At 63.9% G+C, this 17,307-nt stretch carries 13 protein-coding genes; 7 read left to right on the top strand and 6 right to left on the bottom strand.

Features of this window, described 5'->3' with window-relative positions:
- Positions 1–4: 4 nt before the first annotated feature.
- Positions 5–1,228 carry a DUF418 domain-containing protein gene (locus ACZ2HM_RS07840; RefSeq protein ID WP_037475927.1) on the bottom strand — a complete coding sequence of 408 codons (1,224 nt, stop codon included), beginning with the start codon at positions 1,226–1,228 and terminating at the stop codon, positions 5–7.
- 62 nt (positions 1,229–1,290) lie between these two features.
- Here ACZ2HM_RS07840 and ACZ2HM_RS07835 point away from each other — a divergent pair, with 62 nt between their 5' ends.
- The 7 genes from ACZ2HM_RS07835 (at position 1,291) to ACZ2HM_RS07805 (ending at position 11,693) form a co-directional block, all read left to right on the top strand.
- Positions 1,291–2,073: a methyltransferase domain-containing protein gene (locus ACZ2HM_RS07835; protein ID WP_037475930.1), complete on the top strand. Its 783-nt coding sequence runs from the start codon at positions 1,291–1,293 to the stop codon at positions 2,071–2,073.
- Positions 2,074–2,451: 378 nt separating this feature from the next.
- Positions 2,452–5,169, top strand: a complete 2,718-nt coding sequence (locus ACZ2HM_RS07830; protein WP_470426704.1) for a TonB-dependent receptor — start codon at positions 2,452–2,454, stop codon at positions 5,167–5,169.
- A 107-nt stretch (positions 5,170–5,276) separates the two neighbouring features.
- The gene (locus ACZ2HM_RS07825) at positions 5,277–5,963 is read left to right on the top strand and encodes a DUF6250 domain-containing protein (protein WP_470426703.1); all 687 of its coding nucleotides are present in this window, start codon (positions 5,277–5,279) and stop codon (positions 5,961–5,963) included.
- A 19-nt stretch (positions 5,964–5,982) separates the two neighbouring features.
- The gene (locus tag ACZ2HM_RS07820; protein WP_470426702.1) at positions 5,983–8,700 is read left to right on the top strand and encodes an exo-rhamnogalacturonan lyase family protein; all 2,718 of its coding nucleotides are present in this window, start codon (positions 5,983–5,985) and stop codon (positions 8,698–8,700) included.
- A 2-nt stretch (positions 8,701–8,702) separates the two neighbouring features.
- Positions 8,703–10,028: an oligogalacturonate lyase family protein gene (locus ACZ2HM_RS07815; protein WP_470426701.1), complete on the top strand. Its 1,326-nt coding sequence runs from the start codon at positions 8,703–8,705 to the stop codon at positions 10,026–10,028.
- 92 nt (positions 10,029–10,120) lie between these two features.
- Positions 10,121–11,116, top strand: coding sequence for a porphobilinogen synthase (gene hemB, locus ACZ2HM_RS07810; RefSeq protein WP_470426700.1), 996 nt, complete (start codon positions 10,121–10,123; stop codon positions 11,114–11,116).
- Position 11,117: 1 nt separating this feature from the next.
- A complete protein-coding gene (locus ACZ2HM_RS07805; RefSeq protein ID WP_037475946.1) occupies positions 11,118–11,693 on the top strand; it encodes a gamma carbonic anhydrase family protein in 576 nt (191 codons plus the stop codon).
- 7 nt (positions 11,694–11,700) lie between these two features.
- On the opposite strand, the gene ACZ2HM_RS07800 is transcribed toward ACZ2HM_RS07805, so the two are convergent.
- The 5 genes from ACZ2HM_RS07800 to zwf all read right to left on the bottom strand — a co-directional run bounded on the left by ACZ2HM_RS07800 (position 11,701) and on the right by zwf (position 17,262).
- A complete protein-coding gene (locus ACZ2HM_RS07800; protein WP_470426699.1) occupies positions 11,701–12,213 on the bottom strand; it encodes a hypothetical protein in 513 nt (170 codons plus the stop codon).
- Positions 12,214–12,253: 40 nt separating this feature from the next.
- On the bottom strand, positions 12,254–12,874 hold the full coding sequence (gene eda, locus ACZ2HM_RS07795; protein ID WP_470426698.1) for a bifunctional 4-hydroxy-2-oxoglutarate aldolase/2-dehydro-3-deoxy-phosphogluconate aldolase: 621 nt from the start codon (positions 12,872–12,874) through the stop codon (positions 12,254–12,256).
- Positions 12,871–13,851, bottom strand: coding sequence for a glucokinase (gene glk, locus ACZ2HM_RS07790; protein WP_470426697.1), 981 nt, complete (start codon positions 13,849–13,851; stop codon positions 12,871–12,873). The genes eda and glk overlap by 4 nt, the downstream gene beginning before the upstream one ends.
- A 128-nt stretch (positions 13,852–13,979) precedes the next feature.
- The gene (edd, locus tag ACZ2HM_RS07785) at positions 13,980–15,806 is read right to left on the bottom strand and encodes a phosphogluconate dehydratase (RefSeq protein WP_470426696.1); all 1,827 of its coding nucleotides are present in this window, start codon (positions 15,804–15,806) and stop codon (positions 13,980–13,982) included.
- Positions 15,799–17,262 carry a glucose-6-phosphate dehydrogenase gene (zwf, locus tag ACZ2HM_RS07780; RefSeq protein WP_470426695.1) on the bottom strand — a complete coding sequence of 488 codons (1,464 nt, stop codon included), beginning with the start codon at positions 17,260–17,262 and terminating at the stop codon, positions 15,799–15,801. The genes edd and zwf overlap by 8 nt, the downstream gene beginning before the upstream one ends.
- Between the last annotated feature and the right edge of the window lie 45 nt (positions 17,263–17,307).

Below are 17,307 nucleotides of genomic sequence, written 5' to 3'. Positions count from 1 at the left end.
ACCCTCATCGCTGCCCGATCCGCGCTAGCCCGCGCCACACCCGCTCCATCGGTCCCTGACCAAAGCGCGCCGCCCACCAGGGCGACCAGAGCAGCATCACCGCCCAAGACGCGAGGACGAACAACGGCAGTAGCGCCGGGGACACATGCGCGAACAGGCCAAGTCCCCAACCGTAAAAGATGGCGGTCATGATCAGGCTGGTGCCGAGATAATTGCTGAGCGTCATCCGCCCGGTCGCGGCGAGCCGCGCGACCAGGCTATGCTCGCCATAGCGCGCCAGGAGCCACAGGATCAGCGCCGCCCAACCCACGGTCAGCGGAATGCGGAACGGCAGCGACCAGGTCAGCGCCACGCCATAGGCGGGCAACGGCGCAAAGCCGCTCCACCACACCCATAGCGCCAGTGCGGCCATGGGCGGCACGCCGATCAGGAAGCAATGGCGCGCGGTGCGGCGATATTGCTCGCTGTCCCACTGGCCGGTGAGGAAGCCGCCCTTGAGCATCGCCATGCCAAGCAGCATGAAGCCCAGCGTTTCGAACGCCGTAAACAGGAAACCCCACAGCCACTCGCCCGGAATCCCCGCAATCTTGTGCGCCAATATCGTGCCATAGCCGCTGCGGTAGGTGGCGATCTCGCTCTGGATGGCGGGGCTGGCCGGGTCCGACAAGGTGCCCATGAACTCGACAAAACCGGCGCGAGTAGCGGCGCTGGCGTCCGGCAAACCTGCGGCATGGCTCCACAGGTAGAGACTGCCAATGAACGCTGCGACCAGCAGGAATTGCAGCAGGAAGAACAGGAAGGCGCGCTTGATCAGCGCAAGCGGTTCGAGATGTACGAACAGCAGCGCGAACAGGCTGACCAGCGCATAGACCCGCAAAATGTCGCCCCACCAGAGCAGCAGGAAATGCGCGGCCCCGATGACGAACAGCCAGCCCGCGCGGACCATCTGCGCGCGGCGACCGTCGCGACCCGCCATTTCCTCCCGGTCGATCAGCAACAGCATCGACGCGCCGAACAGCAGCGCGAACAAGCCGCGCATCTTGCCGTCGACCAGGATCAGGCTGACCGCCCAGAAACCAATATCGCCGCCCGACAGCGGCCCGATCGCGGCCGGGTTGAAATAAGCGGTCTGGGGCAGGGCGAAGGCGGTGATGTTCATCCACACTATGCCCATCACCGCGCATCCGCGCAGCACGTCCATGGCGGGGATGCGGGGGGCTGGGGTCATGGGCGGCGATTTCCTCTTGGGGTGACTGGTCAAGCGGGGCTGGCTCTGCCATTCGCCTAGCCATGATTGATGGCTCCAGGCAATGGCGCAAGCAACGGATAAGCGATGCGTTCGGCGCAGCGGCGGCCCGCTATGAGGATCATGCCGGGCCGCAACGGCTGGCCGCTGGGCTGGTCGCGGACCTGGCGCAGCGGCAAAAACCCCATGGGGTAGAGCGGATATTGGAAATCGGCTGCGGCACCGGCTTCCTGACTCGTGACGTGCAGGCGCGCTGGCCCGGCGCAGAACTGGTGGTGACCGACCTGTCGCCCGGCATGCTGGCCAAGGCCGCGTCGGGCGGACTGGTTGCGGGCCGGTTCCTGACGATGGACGGCGAAGCGCCGATCTTCGAGGGGCCGTGGTTCGACCTCATCCTGTCCAGCCTCACTTTCCAATGGTTTGACGATCTGGCGGGGGCGATTGCGCGGCTGGCGGGCCTGTTGCGGCCGGGGGGCAGCCTGATCTTCTCGACCATGGGGCAGGGCAGTTTCGCGCAATGGCGCGCGGCTCACGCGGCCTGCGGTGTCGCCAGCGGCGTGCCGGATTATCCGACCTTGGCGGCGCTCCGGGCAATCCTGGCCGGCTATGACGACTCCTTCGCGTTCGATGAGACAGTTGCGCTTGATGGTGTCGGCGCACGGGCGCTGCTGGCGCATCTCAAGGGCATCGGCGCGGTCGTGCCGGGCGAAGGGCGCCAACCGCTGGACGTCGGCGCATTGCGGCGCGTGATGGCGGCTTATGACGCTGGCGGCGGGTGCGACAGCTATGCGTTGCTGCTGGGCCGAATAACCCGGACGAAGTTTTAGCGACGACTTTTAGAAGTCCGCTTCCGGCGAAAGCTGCTCTGCTCGCCATTCACCAGCTTTGAACGTCAATCATCTCCATCCGTGCGCGCACCTCTGGTTCCGCCAGCGAAGAGTCATAACCGCCGTAACGGGCAAGATTTCCTGGGATGTGGAACGATCATATTCCACCATGTGGGATTTCTATGATTTTCGTTCTCAAATAAACAGTCCGCCGCGCATATTATTCGCTTCATCGCAATTTTTACCTCTGGGAAAATGTCCATATATAGATATGTAAGTCCAATATATGGAACTAATGGGTTTGAACGAGGCGGCAGGTCAAGTCGCCCACTGGCTCAACGCCCAGCATTATGTGCATTGATTTGGGGAGGATGGTTGATGAAGTTTTCCAGGAACGGCGCCTTGGTTTCGAGCGCCGCCATGGCTGTGTTTCTGCTTTCCGCCGGTACAGCGACCGCGCAGCAGCAGGATGCGGCGAGCGATAGCGACATCGTCGTCACCGGCATTCGCAGCAGCTTGCAGGGCGCGTTGAACGCCAAGCGCAATGCGCCGCAAGTGCTGGACGCGATTTCGGCCGAAGATATCGGCAAATTCCCCGACAAGAATATCGGCGAAGCGCTGCAGCGCGTGACCGGTGTGCAGCTTTCGCGCGCCGATGGCGAAGGCGCTGGCGTGACCATCCGCGGTGCCGATCCGTCGCTCAATCGCGTCGAAATCAATGGCACGACCGCTTTGTCCACCACGGTAGGCGGCGGCCGCGATGTCGACTTCCGCGACCTGCCCTCCGAATTCGTCAACCGGCTGGAAGTCGTCAAGTCCGCAACGGCCGACATGACGGAAGGCGGCGTCGGTGGCACCGTGCGCGTCATTACCCGGCGCCCGTTCGACAATGGCGGCAAAACCTATGTCGCCGGATCGGCCCAGGCCATCTATTCCGACATTGCCGACTATATGGACCCGCGCGTTGCCCTGATTGCCAGCGACACCTTTGCCGACGGCAAACTTGGCGTGTTGGTGTCGGGCACGTTCGAAAACCGCAATGTGGAAAGCCATCAGGCGCGTACCACCGGCTGGGTTCGGTTGGACAGCGACCGGACGACGCCGGGCTTGCAGGCCTATGATTTGAACGAAGACGGCGCGGCCGACTTCTTCCCCGACATTCCCCGTTACGTCATCAACCGCCTCGAAACGTGGCGTTATGCGCTGAACGGCATTCTCGAATGGCGGCCGAGCGATGATCTGACCGCTTATATGGAGGGGAATTGGACCCGGTCCGACCAGTCGGTCACATCGCAATTCCTGCAGACAGGGACCAGTGGCGGATTGGTCGATGTCGCCAATACCGTCATTGGCCCGGACAATACCGTCACCCATCTTGAGATGATCAACAACCCGGCTTTGGCGCAGACCAGCCAGCTGGGCGTATCCTATCGCAACATATTGGGCGACATCCGCCGCACCACCTATAATCTCGCCGTGGGTGCCGATTGGACCAGCGGCAATCTGAAGCTCAGCCCCAAAATCTCCTATTCCAAGGCGCAGGCCTATAATAATGAGATCAACGCGACGGCGGCGGTGACCGGCATGTCCCGCCTGATCGTCGACTATGACAATCCCCAGCAGGCGCCCCAGATCATCCTGCCCAATGATCCGACGACGATCGCCGGGATCAACCAGCTAACCGTGCTGCGTCGCCCGCGTTACGACGATCAGGCGGAAAAAATGGCGAAGCTCGACGCTGAATATACGTTCGATACCGGCTTCCTCACGTCGATCAAGGTGGGTGGTCAATATCGCGACCTGACCGTCAAGAGCCGCTTCTTCAGCCGGACGACAACGCTGAACGGCTTTAGCGATCCTGCGGTGCAGAGCCAGATCAGCGCCATCGTCGCCGGCAATGCGGGCCTTGGCACGTCGCCCTTCTTCAACACCGGAAATCTGGGCTTCGATGGCGGCTATACCGGCTGGCTGAACATGACCCAGGCAGTCGCGGATGCGGTGGGTGTGCCCGACCCGTTCGCGCCCGGCGGCTGCCCCGCCAATGCGGACGGCACATGCCAGGTCTTCACCGACACATGGGAAGTGGGCGAGCGCAACATTGCCGGCTATGCGCAGGCATCATTCGCCTTCGATGTCGGATCGGTCGCGGTCAGCGGCGTTGCCGGTGCGCGTGTCGTCAATACGCAGGTGGATACGTCCGGTTTCCTGCGGACGGCGCAGCCAGGCGGTCAGCCCGCGCTGATCAGCCCGGTTGCCTTTGACAGCAAGAACACCGAGTTCCTGCCATCGATCAACCTCAAAGCCGAGCTGATCCCGAACACGCTGATGGCGCGTTTGACGGCCAGCGAAGTGATGGCCCGCCCCCTGCCGCAGCAGCTTGCGCCGCGGTTCACCCTGGATGTCGTGGGCCTGTCGGGCTCACGCGGCAATCCCGCGCTCCAGCCGTTCCGGGCACGCCAATATGATGCGGGTCTGGAATATTATATCAACAAGACGAGCTTTGCCTCGGTCACCTATTTCCGCAAGGAAATCGGTTCCTTCATCCAGAATACGACGGAGCCGTTCACGGACGCGAACGGTGTCACCTATGCGATCACGGTGCCCAGCAACGGAACGCAGAAGGTGACGATCAACGGGATCGAGGCGGGCGCACAGGTCGCGTTCGACTTCATCAACATACCCGTGGTCAAACATATGGGCGTGATCGCGAACTTCACTTACTCGAAGGATAGCGGTTACGAAGGCACCGACTTCTTCACCGGCGATTCCCTGCCGTTCCAGGGTCTGTCGCGCAAAAGCTACAATATTTCGGCCTATTATGAGGATGATGTCTTCAGCATCCGTGGCGCCTATAACTGGCGCTCGAAATATCTGATCACGGCGGTCGGGCGTGGCAACAACCCCGAATTCGGCGAAGCCTATGGCCAGCTGGACGCATCGCTCAACCTCAATCTGATGAAGGATGTCTCGCTGTTCCTGGAAGGCGTCAATCTGCTCGATGCCACGCGCAAGGAGAATGCCAACAGCATCTATCGCCGCACGATCATCGAAACCTTCGGGCGTCGTGTCTATGGCGGTATTCGGTTCAAGCTCTGATCCGCTCCCCCGTGGTTCCCTTCTGGACCACGGCTCTTGCTGCGGGATCTCCTCCTTCTCCCGATCCCGCAGCATTTCTTCGTTCAGCCTGAACCGGGAATAGCGCCATGTTCAACCGCCGCACGATGCTCATGTCGCTGATGCTGGCACCGGTCGCCGCACGCGCGGATGGCGGACGGACCGTTTCGGGCGATGCTTTTCGAAGCGGTCTCAAGCAATGGCGGATGGAAGCGATCGGCGATGCGCGCGTCTCGGCGCGGGATGGCATTTTGGACATCGACGCCCCCGCCGGGGTCACGCTCTGGTTTCTGCCCGCCCTCGTGGCACCCGTCGCGATCCGCTATGAGGTACGGGCGGTGGCCCAAGGCGGACCCCATGACGCGGTCAGCGACGTCAACGCCTTCTGGATGGCGACCGACCCCGCTGTGCCCGATGGGTCGGTGCTGGGGCGGCGGCGCAGCGGCGCGTTCGAGGATTATGATAGGCTGAAAACCTATTATGTCGGCATCGGCGGCAATCGCAACAGCACGACGCGGATGCGCCGCTATGTCGGCCGGGTGGGGGAACGACCGTTGCTGCCAGAGCATGACCGACTGGCAAAGGCGGACATGCTGACACCCAACGCCTGGTTCGCCATTGGCCTGATCGCTGACGGCCATCATATCGCGGTCGAGCGCGATGGCGCGGCCCTGTTCGAGATGGACGACCCCGCCCCCTATCGTCGTGGTCATTTCGGGCTGCGCACCACGCAGAGCCACATTCAGGTCCGCAACCTGACCATCACCCATGGCTGACAAAAGGAGCGGAAGGCCGATGAAGACAGGGATCATAGTCAGCCGCCGGGACAGCCTGAGGCTTGGCCTGCTGACCGGCGCTTCGGCGCTCCTGCCTGCCGCTGCACGGGCCGCGAACGCACGCGGCAGCAACGTGCCGCCGACACCCGTGCGCTGGATCGACGATGCCGCGCCGCCGCTTTCGCTGGGCCAGACCTTTGGCGTGCCATGGCCGCAAGGGGCATTGCGCGCCGGAACCGCCCTGTCCGTCAAAGACGCCGAGGGAAAGGCTCTGCCATCGCAGCACTGGCCCTTGGCCAGCTGGCCGGATGGATCGCTCAAATGGACCGCACATGCGCTGCCAGCCGGAGACACCCCAACCGCAAGCATGACGGTGGTTCAGGGCAAGCCAGTCGCTCCTCCAGCGCCGGTCTTGTTACGCGAAACCGCCGACCGGATCGTCATCACCGTCGGATCGGTCCAATGGACGATCGGCACGTCGGGCAAGGCCATCATCCAGTCGGCCAAAGCAGGCGAGCGGACCGTCATGGGATCGCTGGCGCTGATCGCCAGCGTGGACAACGCACCGCAAGGCGGTGAGCGCAGCCATTTCACCGGCAGGATCGACAAGGCGACGGTCGAGCAGAAAGGGCCGGTGCGCGCCGTCGTGAAGCTGGAAGGGATGCACGAGGGGCAAGGGCGCGCCTGGCTGCCGTTTGTCGTCCGCCTTTATGCCTATGCAGGGGCCGATCATCTGCGCGTCGTGCATAGTTTCATCTTCGACGGCGATCCGGCCAGGGATTTCATCAGCGGCCTCGGCCTGCAGGCGCAAGTGCCGCTGGATGCTGCCCCGCATGACCGTCATGTGCGGATCAGCACCGGCGCGGACGGATTGTTCAGCGAGGCGGTGCGGCCGCTGACCGGCCTCCGCCGCGATCCGGGTGGGGCCGCGCGCAAGGCACAGATTGCGGGCCAAGCCGTGGCGTTGGATAGCATGGCACCGACGGTCCGCAATCTGCTCGGCCGCATCCCGACTTGGGGCGATTTCACGCTGAGCCAGCTCTCCGCTGACGGCTTTGCCATCACCAAGCGGACCAAGGCTGGGCAGGCGTGGATTGATGCGACATCGGGAACGCGCTCGCAGGGCCTGGGCTATGTCGGATCGCCCACCGGCGGCATCGCGATCGCGGCGCGCTATTTCTGGCAGCGGTATCCCGCGCAGATCGACATTCGCGGGGCCGACACTGACCAGGCATCGCTCACCGCCTGGCTCTGGTCCCCCAACGCACAGCCGATGGACATGCGCCCCTATAGGGACGTCATGGGCATGGAAGCCTATGCCGCCCAGAATGAAGGGCTGGACATCACCTATGAGGATTATGAGCCCGGCTGGGATGACGCGACCGGCGCGGCCCGCACCAGCGAACTGACCCTCTGGGCCTGCGCGGCGACGCCCGGAGCGGCGCATCTGGCGGCGATGGCGCAGGCCAATTCGACGCCGCCGCAACTGATGGTGACGCCCGAACGCATCCATGCGGCCGACGTGCTGGGCATCTGGAGCTTGCCCGACCGATCCAGCCCGCTGAAGGCGCGGATCGAGGACCAACTGGTCAATCTGGTCGATTTCTATGCCGAAGAGGTCGACCGGCGCGGCTGGTACGGCTTCTGGAACCATGGCGACGTCATGCACACGTATGACGAGGATCGGCACGTCTGGCGCTATGATATTGGCGGCTATGCCTGGGCCAATAGCGAATTGTCGCCTGACCTGTGGCTTTGGTATGATGTGCTGCGCAGCGGCCGGGCGCGCGCTTTTCGCTTGGCCGAAGCGATGACCCGTCATACCGGCGAGGTCGATGTCTATCATCTTGGCCGCTTTGCGGGCCTTGGCACGCGACATGGCGTTCAGCATTGGAGCGACAGCTCCAAACAGCCGCGCGTCAGCAATGCGGCCTATCGTCGCATCTTCTATTATCTGACCGGCGACGAACGGGTCGGCGACCTGATGCGCGCTTTGGTCCCCTCGGACCAGGTGCTGACCCATGTCGAGATCGGCCGCAAGGTGCCCGGCGCCGAGCGCAAAACCCTCCCCGAAGGCGTCGTGGATTTCAGTTTCGGCACCGTCTGGGGGTCGCTCGCGGCGGCCTGGCTGACGGAATGGGAACGGACCGGCGACGTGCGGTGGCGGGACCGGCTGATCGCCGGCATGGATAGTATCGGGCGATTGAAATATGGCTGGCTGGCGGGCAGCGCACCCTATGACCTCAAATCCGGGCGCTTCATCGGGCCGGGCGACAAAATATCTATCTCGCATCTCAACGCCGTATTCGGCGCGTTTGAAGTGAATGCCGAATTGCTCCAACTGATCGACGTGCCGCGCTATCGGGCGGCATGGCTGGACTATTGCCGCTGGTTCAATGCCTCGCCGCAGGAATGGGATGCGCATTTTTCTCTGCCCTTCGGCAAGCGGAACCTGAAGGAAGGGCATTCCCGCCTGACGGCCTATGTCGCGCGGGAAACCGGCGATGCCGCGCTATGGACACGCGCCGCGCGCGAATTTTTGGGGGGCGAGGCCGGATTGGGGCTGTCGGATGGCGACCCGCGGGTCGCGCATAGCGGCCCCGATTTCGTTCGCCTGACCGTCGAGTGGCCGGGGGTCTCCACTAACGCCGCATCGCAATGGGGATTGGCGGCGATCCAGAATCTGGCACTCATTCCCGACGCACTGGAATGGGCCGCCGCAGAAAAGAGGAATTGAGGATGCGCAAAGCGATGATCGGATGGGCCGCGATGGCGGCAGTTGGCCTCGCCGGGGCCGTGCAGGCAAAGCCGGCCGCCGAATGGATCGACCAGACGACCGGCCACCGTGTCCTGCGGCTGACGCAGCAGCCGGGCAGCGCCAGCCTCTATTTCCATCAGAACAGCTATACGCCCCAGGGCGACAAGATGGTGATATCGACGCCCGACGGCATCGCGGTGATGACGCTGGCCGACTGGACCATCAAGCCGCTGGTCAAGGGCAAGGATCTGCAACTGCTGTTCACCGGGCGCAAGACCCGCACGGCCTATTATGCCAGCCGCAAGCGCGATGACGGGGCGGGCGGCACGACCATCTTCGTGGCGGATATCGACAGCGGCAAGACCCGCAAAATCGCGACGGTCGATGGCGGTTCGATAGGGTCGATCAATGCCGACGAAACGCTGCTGCTTGGCCAATGGGCCGCCAGCGACAAGCCGCTTCAACCCGACGGCACGCAAAAGGCCGGGACGCCGGAGATTAAGCAGACCTTCGGCCAAGCGCATTATGCCGCCAATGGACCGGACGGAAAGCCGCTCAGCTTTGCCGAGGCGAAGGAAGTGCGGCTGAACGAACGGCTGGAAGCGAAGATTCCGATGGAGATATTCACCATCGATATCCGCACCGGCGAGCGGAAGGTCGTCGTCGCCTCGACGGATTGGCTCAACCATATCCAATTTTCGCCGACCGATCCCGGCCTCATCATGTATTGCCATGAAGGGCCGTGGCACAAGGTCGACCGGATCTGGACGATCCGCACTGACGGCAGCGGCAAGCAACTGATCCATAAGCGGATCATGAACATGGAAATTGCGGGCCATGAGTTCTTCTCGCCCGATGGCGCCTGGATCTGGTACGATCTCCAGACGCCGCGCGGGGAAGTCTTCTGGCTGGCGGGCTATGAGATCGCCACCGGACGGCGGCAATGGTATCATGTCGATCGCAACCAGTGGTCGGTCCATTATAATCAGGCGCCCGACATGCGCCATTTTTCAGGCGATGGCGGCGATAGCGAGATGATCGCCCATGCGCCCGATGGCAAATATCTCTACCTCTTCACCCCGCGCGCCATACCCGATGTCGCCGGCATTCATGCGGACAACGCCGCCGACCTGATCGCGCCGGGGACGTTCGGGGTCGAAAAGATCGTGGACATGCGCAAGCATGACTATCGGCTGGAACCCAACATCACTTTCACGCCCGACGGCAAATGGATGATCTTCCGCTCCAACATGGACGGCGCGCCGCACATCTATGCCGCCGAGATAAGGAAAGGTAGCGGCTCATAGGTTTGCCGTGGCCGGGTTGGGTACTGCGCGCTGAACTGGCTCGATCCCGGCTTGCCCTTGATCCCCCGTTACCGCGCGCCTAGACCTGCGGCATGACCCATGCCCCTTATCCGGCGCTGCGCTTGCGCCGCACTCGTGCCTCGGCTTGGAGCCGGGCGATGTTTGCTGAAAACCGGTTGTCGCCAAGCGATTTCATCTGGCCGCTGTTCGTGACCGAAGGGCAGCAGGTCGAAGAGCCGATTGCTGCGCTGCCCGGCGTGTCGCGCTGGTCGGTGGACGGCATCGTCGACCGCGCCCGCGACGCGCGCGACGCGGGCATTCCCTGCCTTGCGCTATTCCCCAACACCCAGCCCGACCGGCGCAGCGACGATGGGGCCGAGGCGCTCAATCCCGATAATCTGATGTGCCGGGCGATCCGCGCGATCAAGGATGCCGTGCCCGACATCGGTATCCTGACCGACGTGGCGCTCGACCCCTATACCGCCCATGGCCAGGACGGGCTGCTCGACGGCACCGGCTATGTCGTCAATGACGCCACCGTCGATGTGCTGATCGGCCAGTCGCTCAACCAGGCGGCGGCAGGCGCGGACATTATCGCGCCGAGCGACATGATGGATGGCCGGGTCGGCGCGATCCGCGCGGCGTTGGAGGAAAGCGGCTACGCCAATGTCCAGATCATGGCTTATGCCGCCAAATATGCGAGCGCCTTTTACGGACCCTTCCGCGACGCAGTGGGATCGCGCGGGCTGCTCAAGGGCGACAAGAAAAATTATCAGATGGACCCGGCCAATAGCGAGGAAGCGCTGCGCGAAGTCGCGCTCGACCTCGCGGAAGGGGCAGACAGCGTGATGATCAAGCCCGGTCTGCCTTATCTCGACATCGTCCGACGGGTGAAGGAACGGTTTGAAGTGCCGGTCTTCGCCTATCAGGTGTCGGGCGAATATGCGATGATCGAACATGCCGCCGCTGCGGGCGCGGGGGACCGCGACGCGCTGATCCTCGAAACGCTGATGGCGTTCAAGCGGGCGGGCTGTTCCGGGGTGCTGACCTATCATGCGCTGCACGCCGCGCGCCTGCTGGGCGCGTAAGATGCGCGACTATCCCGATGTCTCCATCATCCCCTTCAACGGCAAGTCACCGCTGATTCATCCCAGCGCCTTCATCGCGCCGGGATGCCGCATCATCGGCGATGTCGAGATCGGCGAGGATGCCAGCATCTGGTATAATTGCGTCATCCGCGCCGACGTGAACAGGATACGCATCGGCGCGCGCAGCAATGTGCAGGACGGCACGGTGATCCATTGCGACAGCCCCGGCGATGGCATCAGCCGCCCGACCGAAGGCTGGCCGACGATCATCGGCGAGGATGTGCTGATCGGCCATATGGCGATGATCCATGGCTGCACCTTGCAGGACCGGTCCTTCGTCGGGCTGGGCGCGATCGTCATGGATGGCTGCGTGGTCGAAAGCGACGGGATGCTGGCGGCGGGTGCGCTGCTGTCGCCCGGCAAGACGCTGCCCCATCGCCAGCTATGGGCGGGGCGTCCGGCCAAATATATGCGCGACCTGTCGGATGATGCGCTGGTCCAGTTGCGCGGCGGGGCGGACCGCTACGTTCATTATGCCAAGGCGCATAAGGGCGCGGTGAAGGACGCCCTGGACTGACGGCTGGTCAGGGCTGCGCGAGGCGGCCCTTCATCGCATCGATCCGGTCATTCTGGCTGTCCACCATCGCCAGCGTCGCGGCGCGGGCAGTATCGATTTCCGCCAGGCCGCCCCGTTCCCGGCCATCGGCAATGGCATTGCTACGCTGGACATAGAGGGTGTCGAGGCTGGCGAGCGCCGACACGCTGTCGTTGCGCGCCGATTCGAGGGCGCTGATCGCGACTTGCGCTGCAACCCAGGCATCGCTCGATACGGCCGCGCCCGACGCGGTCTTTGCTGCCCGATCGGCCCGGACATAGGCGTCATTGAAGGCGCTGCGCCCCTTGTCCGCTTGCGCCACATAGCGGGCGATTTCCGCCGTCAGCGGCGCATCGGCCGCGTTCGGGGCAGGGGGCGGCGCGATCTCCGCCATCGGCGCGCCCTCCACCGCCCGCTTGGCCAGCGAGGGATAGCCTTGCTGCGATCCGGTACAACCGGACAGCAGCAGGGCAAGCGTGGCAAGAAGGCGGCGCGGGTTCATGGCGTCCATCTAGGCAAGCGGGCGGGCAGGCGCAATGGCCTCAGCGGGGAAGCGCAGCGGCTTCCCTCGCCAGCGCCTCGATCTTTGCGCCATCGACTGGCCCCTTGGGCACGATCCAGCTGCCGCCAACGCATTTGATGAAGGGCTGGGCGAGCCATTCGGGCGCGGATTTGGCGGTGATGCCGCCGGTCGGGCAAAAACGCGCCATGTGCAACGGCGCGGCCAAGGCCTTGAGCGCGGGCAGGCCGCCGGATGTTTCGGCGGGGAAGAATTTGAAATGGGTCAGCCCCATGTCCAGCCCCCGCATGATGTCGCCCGCCGTTGCCGTGCCGGGCAGGAAGGGGATTTTCGCCCCGATCGCTGCCTTGCCCAAGGGCGTGGTGAGGCCAGGGCTGACGATGAAGCGCGCGCCCGCTTCCATCGCGGCATCGAGATCGGCGGGGTTCAGCACCGTGCCCGCGCCGACGATCGCCCCCTCGACCTTGCTCATCTCGCGGATGACATCCAGCGCAGCGGGGGTGCGCAGCGTCACTTCCAGCGCGGGCAAACCGCCCGCCACTAGCGCGCGCGCGATGGTGAGCGCATCTTCCACCCGATCGACCACCAGCACCGGAATGACCGGGGCGAGTTCCATCACCTGTTCGACGGTCAGCTTGCTCATTTCTTCATCTCCCTAAAGGCGGCGGCGGCCCCGAACAGGCCGATTTCATCATGGACGGCCAGGCGGATCGGCACGCTCGCCATCAGGCTTTCGAACCGGCCCTTGGCCTTGAAACGGGTATGGAAACCACTGTGCGGCAGGAAGTCGCGCATCCGCTGCGTCAGCCCGCCTGCCAGCACGACGGCATGGGGTCCGTGCGCCAGCGCCAGGTCGCCCGCGACCGACCCGTAGCACAGGCAAAAGCGTTCAAGCGCGGCGCGGGCGAAAGGATCGGTCCCGTCGAGCGCACTCTGCCACAATTCGGGGTCTTCCATCAGCATGACACGATCATGGCCGATCGTCGCCATCGCCTTGTAGATATAGTTGAGGCCTGGCCCCGACACGATCCGTTCGGTCGAGACGCGCAGGAATTTGTCGCGCAGATAGGAGAGGATCTTCTCTTCCATATGATCGAGCGGCGCGAAGTCGAGATGCCCGCCTTCGGTCGCGATGACATGGGGATGATCATCGTCGTAGGCGATCATTGCGACGCCAAGGCCTGTGCCGGGGCCAAGGATCGTCACCCCGCCATCGCGCGGGAACGGCCGGTCCTCCCCGAACAACAGGGGAAGATTCTCATCGGGCAGACGGGACACGGCATGGGCCACGGCCTCGAAATCATTGACCAGCCGCACATGGTTCACGCCCAGATCTTCGGCCAGCGTGTCGGCGCGGATCACCCAATTGCTGTTGGTCAGCTTGATGACATCGCGCCCGATCGCGGTGGCAAAGGCGATGGCGGCGGCGTCGGGCAGCGGCGTGGGATCGGCCGCCGTCTCGTCATCGACGAAAGCCTGCCAGCAGGATTGCAGGCTGGGATAGTCGGCGACCTTATATTTGCGCACGGTGCCGAGCGTCGGCACGCCGCGGTCGTCGAGCGATGCACGGGCGAAGCGCGCATTGGTGCCGCCAATGTCGGCGGCGATGATGTCGGTCATGGTCAGGCCCCTCAAACATATTCTGGTCGTCATCCCCGCGAAAGCGGGGATCCATCTCCGGCCTTGGCCTTGGCCGCAACGCTGGGAGATGGGTTCCCGCCTTCGCGGGAATGACGGCGGTTAGTGGGTCAAAGCTCGGTTTCCATCGCGGCGAGCAGCGGCGATGCGCCCTGTTCCGCCAGATCGCTATGATGGCGGAACAGCGCGAACAGCTCCCGGCCCGTATCATAGGGCGCGGGCGGGGCAGGCGGCATATCGCGCGCGTCCCACTCCGCTGCATCGACCAGCGCCTCGATCACGCCCTGCTGCGCGCAGACCCGCACGATGTCGCCATCGCGCAGCTTGGCGATGGCACCGCCGCCAAGGGCTTCGGGCGACAGATGGATGGCGGCGGGCACCTTGCCGGATGCGCCGGACATGCGCCCGTCGGTGACCAGCGCGACCTTGAACCCACGATCCTGCAGCACCCCCAGCGCCGGGGTCAGCTTGTGCAGTTCAGGCATGCCATTTGCCCTTGGCCCCTGGAAGCGGACGACGACCACGACATCCCGCTCCAGTTCACCCGCCTTGAACGCGCGCAGCACATCGTCCTGCGTATGGAAGACGGCGGCGGGCGCTTCGATCGTCCACAGCGCCGGATCGACCGCGCTGACCTTCATCACGCAGCGGCCAAGATTGCCCGCCAGCAAGCGCATGCCGCCATCCGCGCTGAACGGATTGGACACGGGCCGCAGCATATTCTCGTCGCGCGATACGGGCACGTCGCGCCATTGCAGCGCTTCGTCCTCCAGCACCGGCTCCTTACCATAGTCGGTCAGGTCGCCGCGCGCGACGGTCAGGATGTCGCGGTGGAGCAGGCCACTATCCAGCAGCTCGCGGATGATGAAGCTCATGCCGCCTGCCGCATGAAAATGGTTCACATCGCCCGATCCATTGGGATAGACCCGCGCCAGCAGCGGCACGACGTCGGAGATCTCGGCAAAATCGGTCCAATCGATGCTGATGCCAGCGGCCCGCGCAATCGCGGGCAGGTGAATCGCATGGTTGGTCGAGCCACCGGTCGCCATCAGGCCGATGATGGCGTTGACGATCGCCTTTTCATCGACGCAATGGCCGAGTGGACGATAATCATCGCCGTCCCACCCGATGCTGGTCAGCCGATGCGTCGCCGCACGGGTCAGTTCGCTGCGCAGCTTCGTGCCGGGATTGACGAAGGAGGCGCAGGGCATGTGCAACCCCATGACTTCCATCATCATCTGGTTGGAGTTGGCCGTGCCGTAGAAAGTGCAGGTGCCCGCGCCATGATAGCTGGCGCTTTCGGACTCCAGCAATTCGTCGCGGCCGACTTTTCCTTCGGCATACAACTGACGGATGCGGACCTTTTCCTTGTTGGCGAGGCCGGATGGCATCGGCCCGGCGGGAATGAGGATGGTCGGCAGATGGCCAAAGCGCAGGGCCCCCATCAACAGCCCCGGCACGATCTTGTCGCAAATTCCGAGCAGCGCAACGCCTTCGAACATCGCATGGCTGAGCGACACGGCGGTCGACAGCGCGATGGTGTCGCGGCTGAACAGCGACAATTCCATGCCCGACTGGCCCTGCGTCACGCCATCGCACATGGCGGGCACGCCGCCCGCGACCTGCGCCGTGGCCCCGACTTCGCGCGCGGCGATCTTGATCTGTTCGGGATAGCGGCCATAGGGCTGATGCGCAGAGAGCATGTCATTATAGGCGGTGACGATGCCGATATTCATCGCCTGGCCCGTGCGGATCGCCGGCTTGTCCTCGCCGCTGGCGGCAAAGCCGTGCGCCAGATTGCCGCAGGACAATTGATCGCGATTGGTGCCCGCTTCGCGACCGCGCTCGATCAGGTCGAGATAGGCGCGCCGCCGCTTGGCGCTGCGCGCGACGATGCGCTCGGTCACCTTGGCGATTACGGGGTGTAGTTCACTCATGCCAGCTTGCTCCGTCTCGTTCGATAAGGGCAATGGCCGATGACGGCCCCCAGTTCCCCGATGAATAGGCGGCGGGCTTCATATTCGCCTCCTTCCATCCGCCAATGATCGAATCGATCCAGGCCCATTGCGCTTCGACCTCGTCGCGGCGCACGAACAGCGTCTGATCGCCCGCCAGCAGGTCCAGGATCAGCCGTTCATAGGCGATGCGCCGACGCTGTCCGGCAAAGGCAGCGGTCAGCGATACGTCCAGCGTCACTTCGTCCAGCAGCACCTGCCGCTCCAGTCCCGGCCGCTTCGACATGATGAGCAGGCGGATATATTCCTCCGGCTGCAACCGGATGATCAGCGTGTTCGGCTCCAGTCCGGTCCCATGCCCGTCGCGGCCGAAGATGGAGTGGCGCACCGGCTTGAACTGGATCATGATTTCGGACTGGCGCGCGGGCATCCGCTTGCCGGTGCGCAGGTAGAAGGGCACGCCCTGCCAGCGCCAATTGTCGATATGCGCCTTCAAGGCCACGAAGGTTTCGGTGTCCGATGGCTGGCCCAGTTCGTCGGCATAGCCGGTCACGATCTGGCCACCGACCGCGCCCGGCGTATATTGGCCGCGCACGCTATGCGTCTTGACCGTTTCCGCCGTCATCGGCCGCAACGACCGCAGGGCCTTCACCTTCTCGTCACGCACGGCGGTCGGGTCCATCCGGGCGGGTGGCTCCATCGCGATGATCGACAGGATTTGCAGCATATGATTCTGCACCATGTCGCGCAGCGCACCGACGCCGTCATAATAGGATACGCGCCCTTCCAGCCCCACGGTCTCGCCCACCGTGATCTGGACATGGTCGATCGCGGTGGCATTCCACAGCGGCTCGAACATGACATTGCCAAAGCGCAGCGCCAGCAGGTTCTGGACCGTTTCCTTGCCCAGATAATGGTCGACGCGGAAAATCTGCTCTTCGGCGAACATCGCGCCGATGCCGTCATTGACCTCCTTGGAAGAAGCCAGATCCTTGCCGATCGGCTTTTCCATCGCAATCCGCGTCAGCGGCGTGATAAGGCCCGCTTGCGCCAGCCCTTGCGCGGTGGGCGCGAACAGGGACGGGGGGGTGGAAAGATAGACTGACAGGCCGCGCTCCAACCGCCCATCGATCCGATCAGCCAGCGCGACGAACTGCTCGGCCTTGCCCGCCTCGACCGGCTGATAGACGATCATCTGGCCGAAGGTCTCGGCGGTCGCGGCATCATAGCGATCCGACGCCAGGAATTGGCGCAATGCGGCATCGACATCGGCCCGAAAATCCTCGTCGCTCATCGGCGACCGTGCCGACGCGACGATCAGGAAATCGTCAGGCAGCAGGCCATCCGCCAACAGATTGTAAAGCGAGGGGAAGATCATGCGGCGCGCCAGATCACCGGTGGCACCAAATAACAGGAACGTGGCAGACGATTCGGTCAAAGGATGGTCCTTCTCCGTTGAAATTATCTATGTCTGCACGAAGCG

The sequence above is a fragment of the Sphingobium sp. KKT206 genome (genome assembly GCF_055640555.1).
This window is presented reverse-complemented; position numbering and strand designations above follow the sequence as displayed.

Coding starts and splice junctions, on each gene's coding strand:
- ACZ2HM_RS07840 (WP_037475927.1), bottom strand. CDS start 1,228: ATGACCCCAGCCCCCCGCATCCCCGCCATGGACGTGCTGCGCGGATGC.
- ACZ2HM_RS07835 (WP_037475930.1), top strand. CDS start 1,291: ATGATTGATGGCTCCAGGCAATGGCGCAAGCAACGGATAAGCGATGCG.
- ACZ2HM_RS07830 (WP_470426704.1), top strand. CDS start 2,452: ATGAAGTTTTCCAGGAACGGCGCCTTGGTTTCGAGCGCCGCCATGGCT.
- ACZ2HM_RS07825 (WP_470426703.1), top strand. CDS start 5,277: ATGTTCAACCGCCGCACGATGCTCATGTCGCTGATGCTGGCACCGGTC.
- ACZ2HM_RS07820 (WP_470426702.1), top strand. CDS start 5,983: ATGAAGACAGGGATCATAGTCAGCCGCCGGGACAGCCTGAGGCTTGGC.
- ACZ2HM_RS07815 (WP_470426701.1), top strand. CDS start 8,703: ATGCGCAAAGCGATGATCGGATGGGCCGCGATGGCGGCAGTTGGCCTC.
- hemB (WP_470426700.1), top strand. CDS start 10,121: ATGACCCATGCCCCTTATCCGGCGCTGCGCTTGCGCCGCACTCGTGCC.
- ACZ2HM_RS07805 (WP_037475946.1), top strand. CDS start 11,118: ATGCGCGACTATCCCGATGTCTCCATCATCCCCTTCAACGGCAAGTCA.
- ACZ2HM_RS07800 (WP_470426699.1), bottom strand. CDS start 12,213: ATGAACCCGCGCCGCCTTCTTGCCACGCTTGCCCTGCTGCTGTCCGGT.
- eda (WP_470426698.1), bottom strand. CDS start 12,874: ATGAGCAAGCTGACCGTCGAACAGGTGATGGAACTCGCCCCGGTCATT.
- glk (WP_470426697.1), bottom strand. CDS start 13,851: ATGACCGACATCATCGCCGCCGACATTGGCGGCACCAATGCGCGCTTC.
- edd (WP_470426696.1), bottom strand. CDS start 15,806: ATGAGTGAACTACACCCCGTAATCGCCAAGGTGACCGAGCGCATCGTC.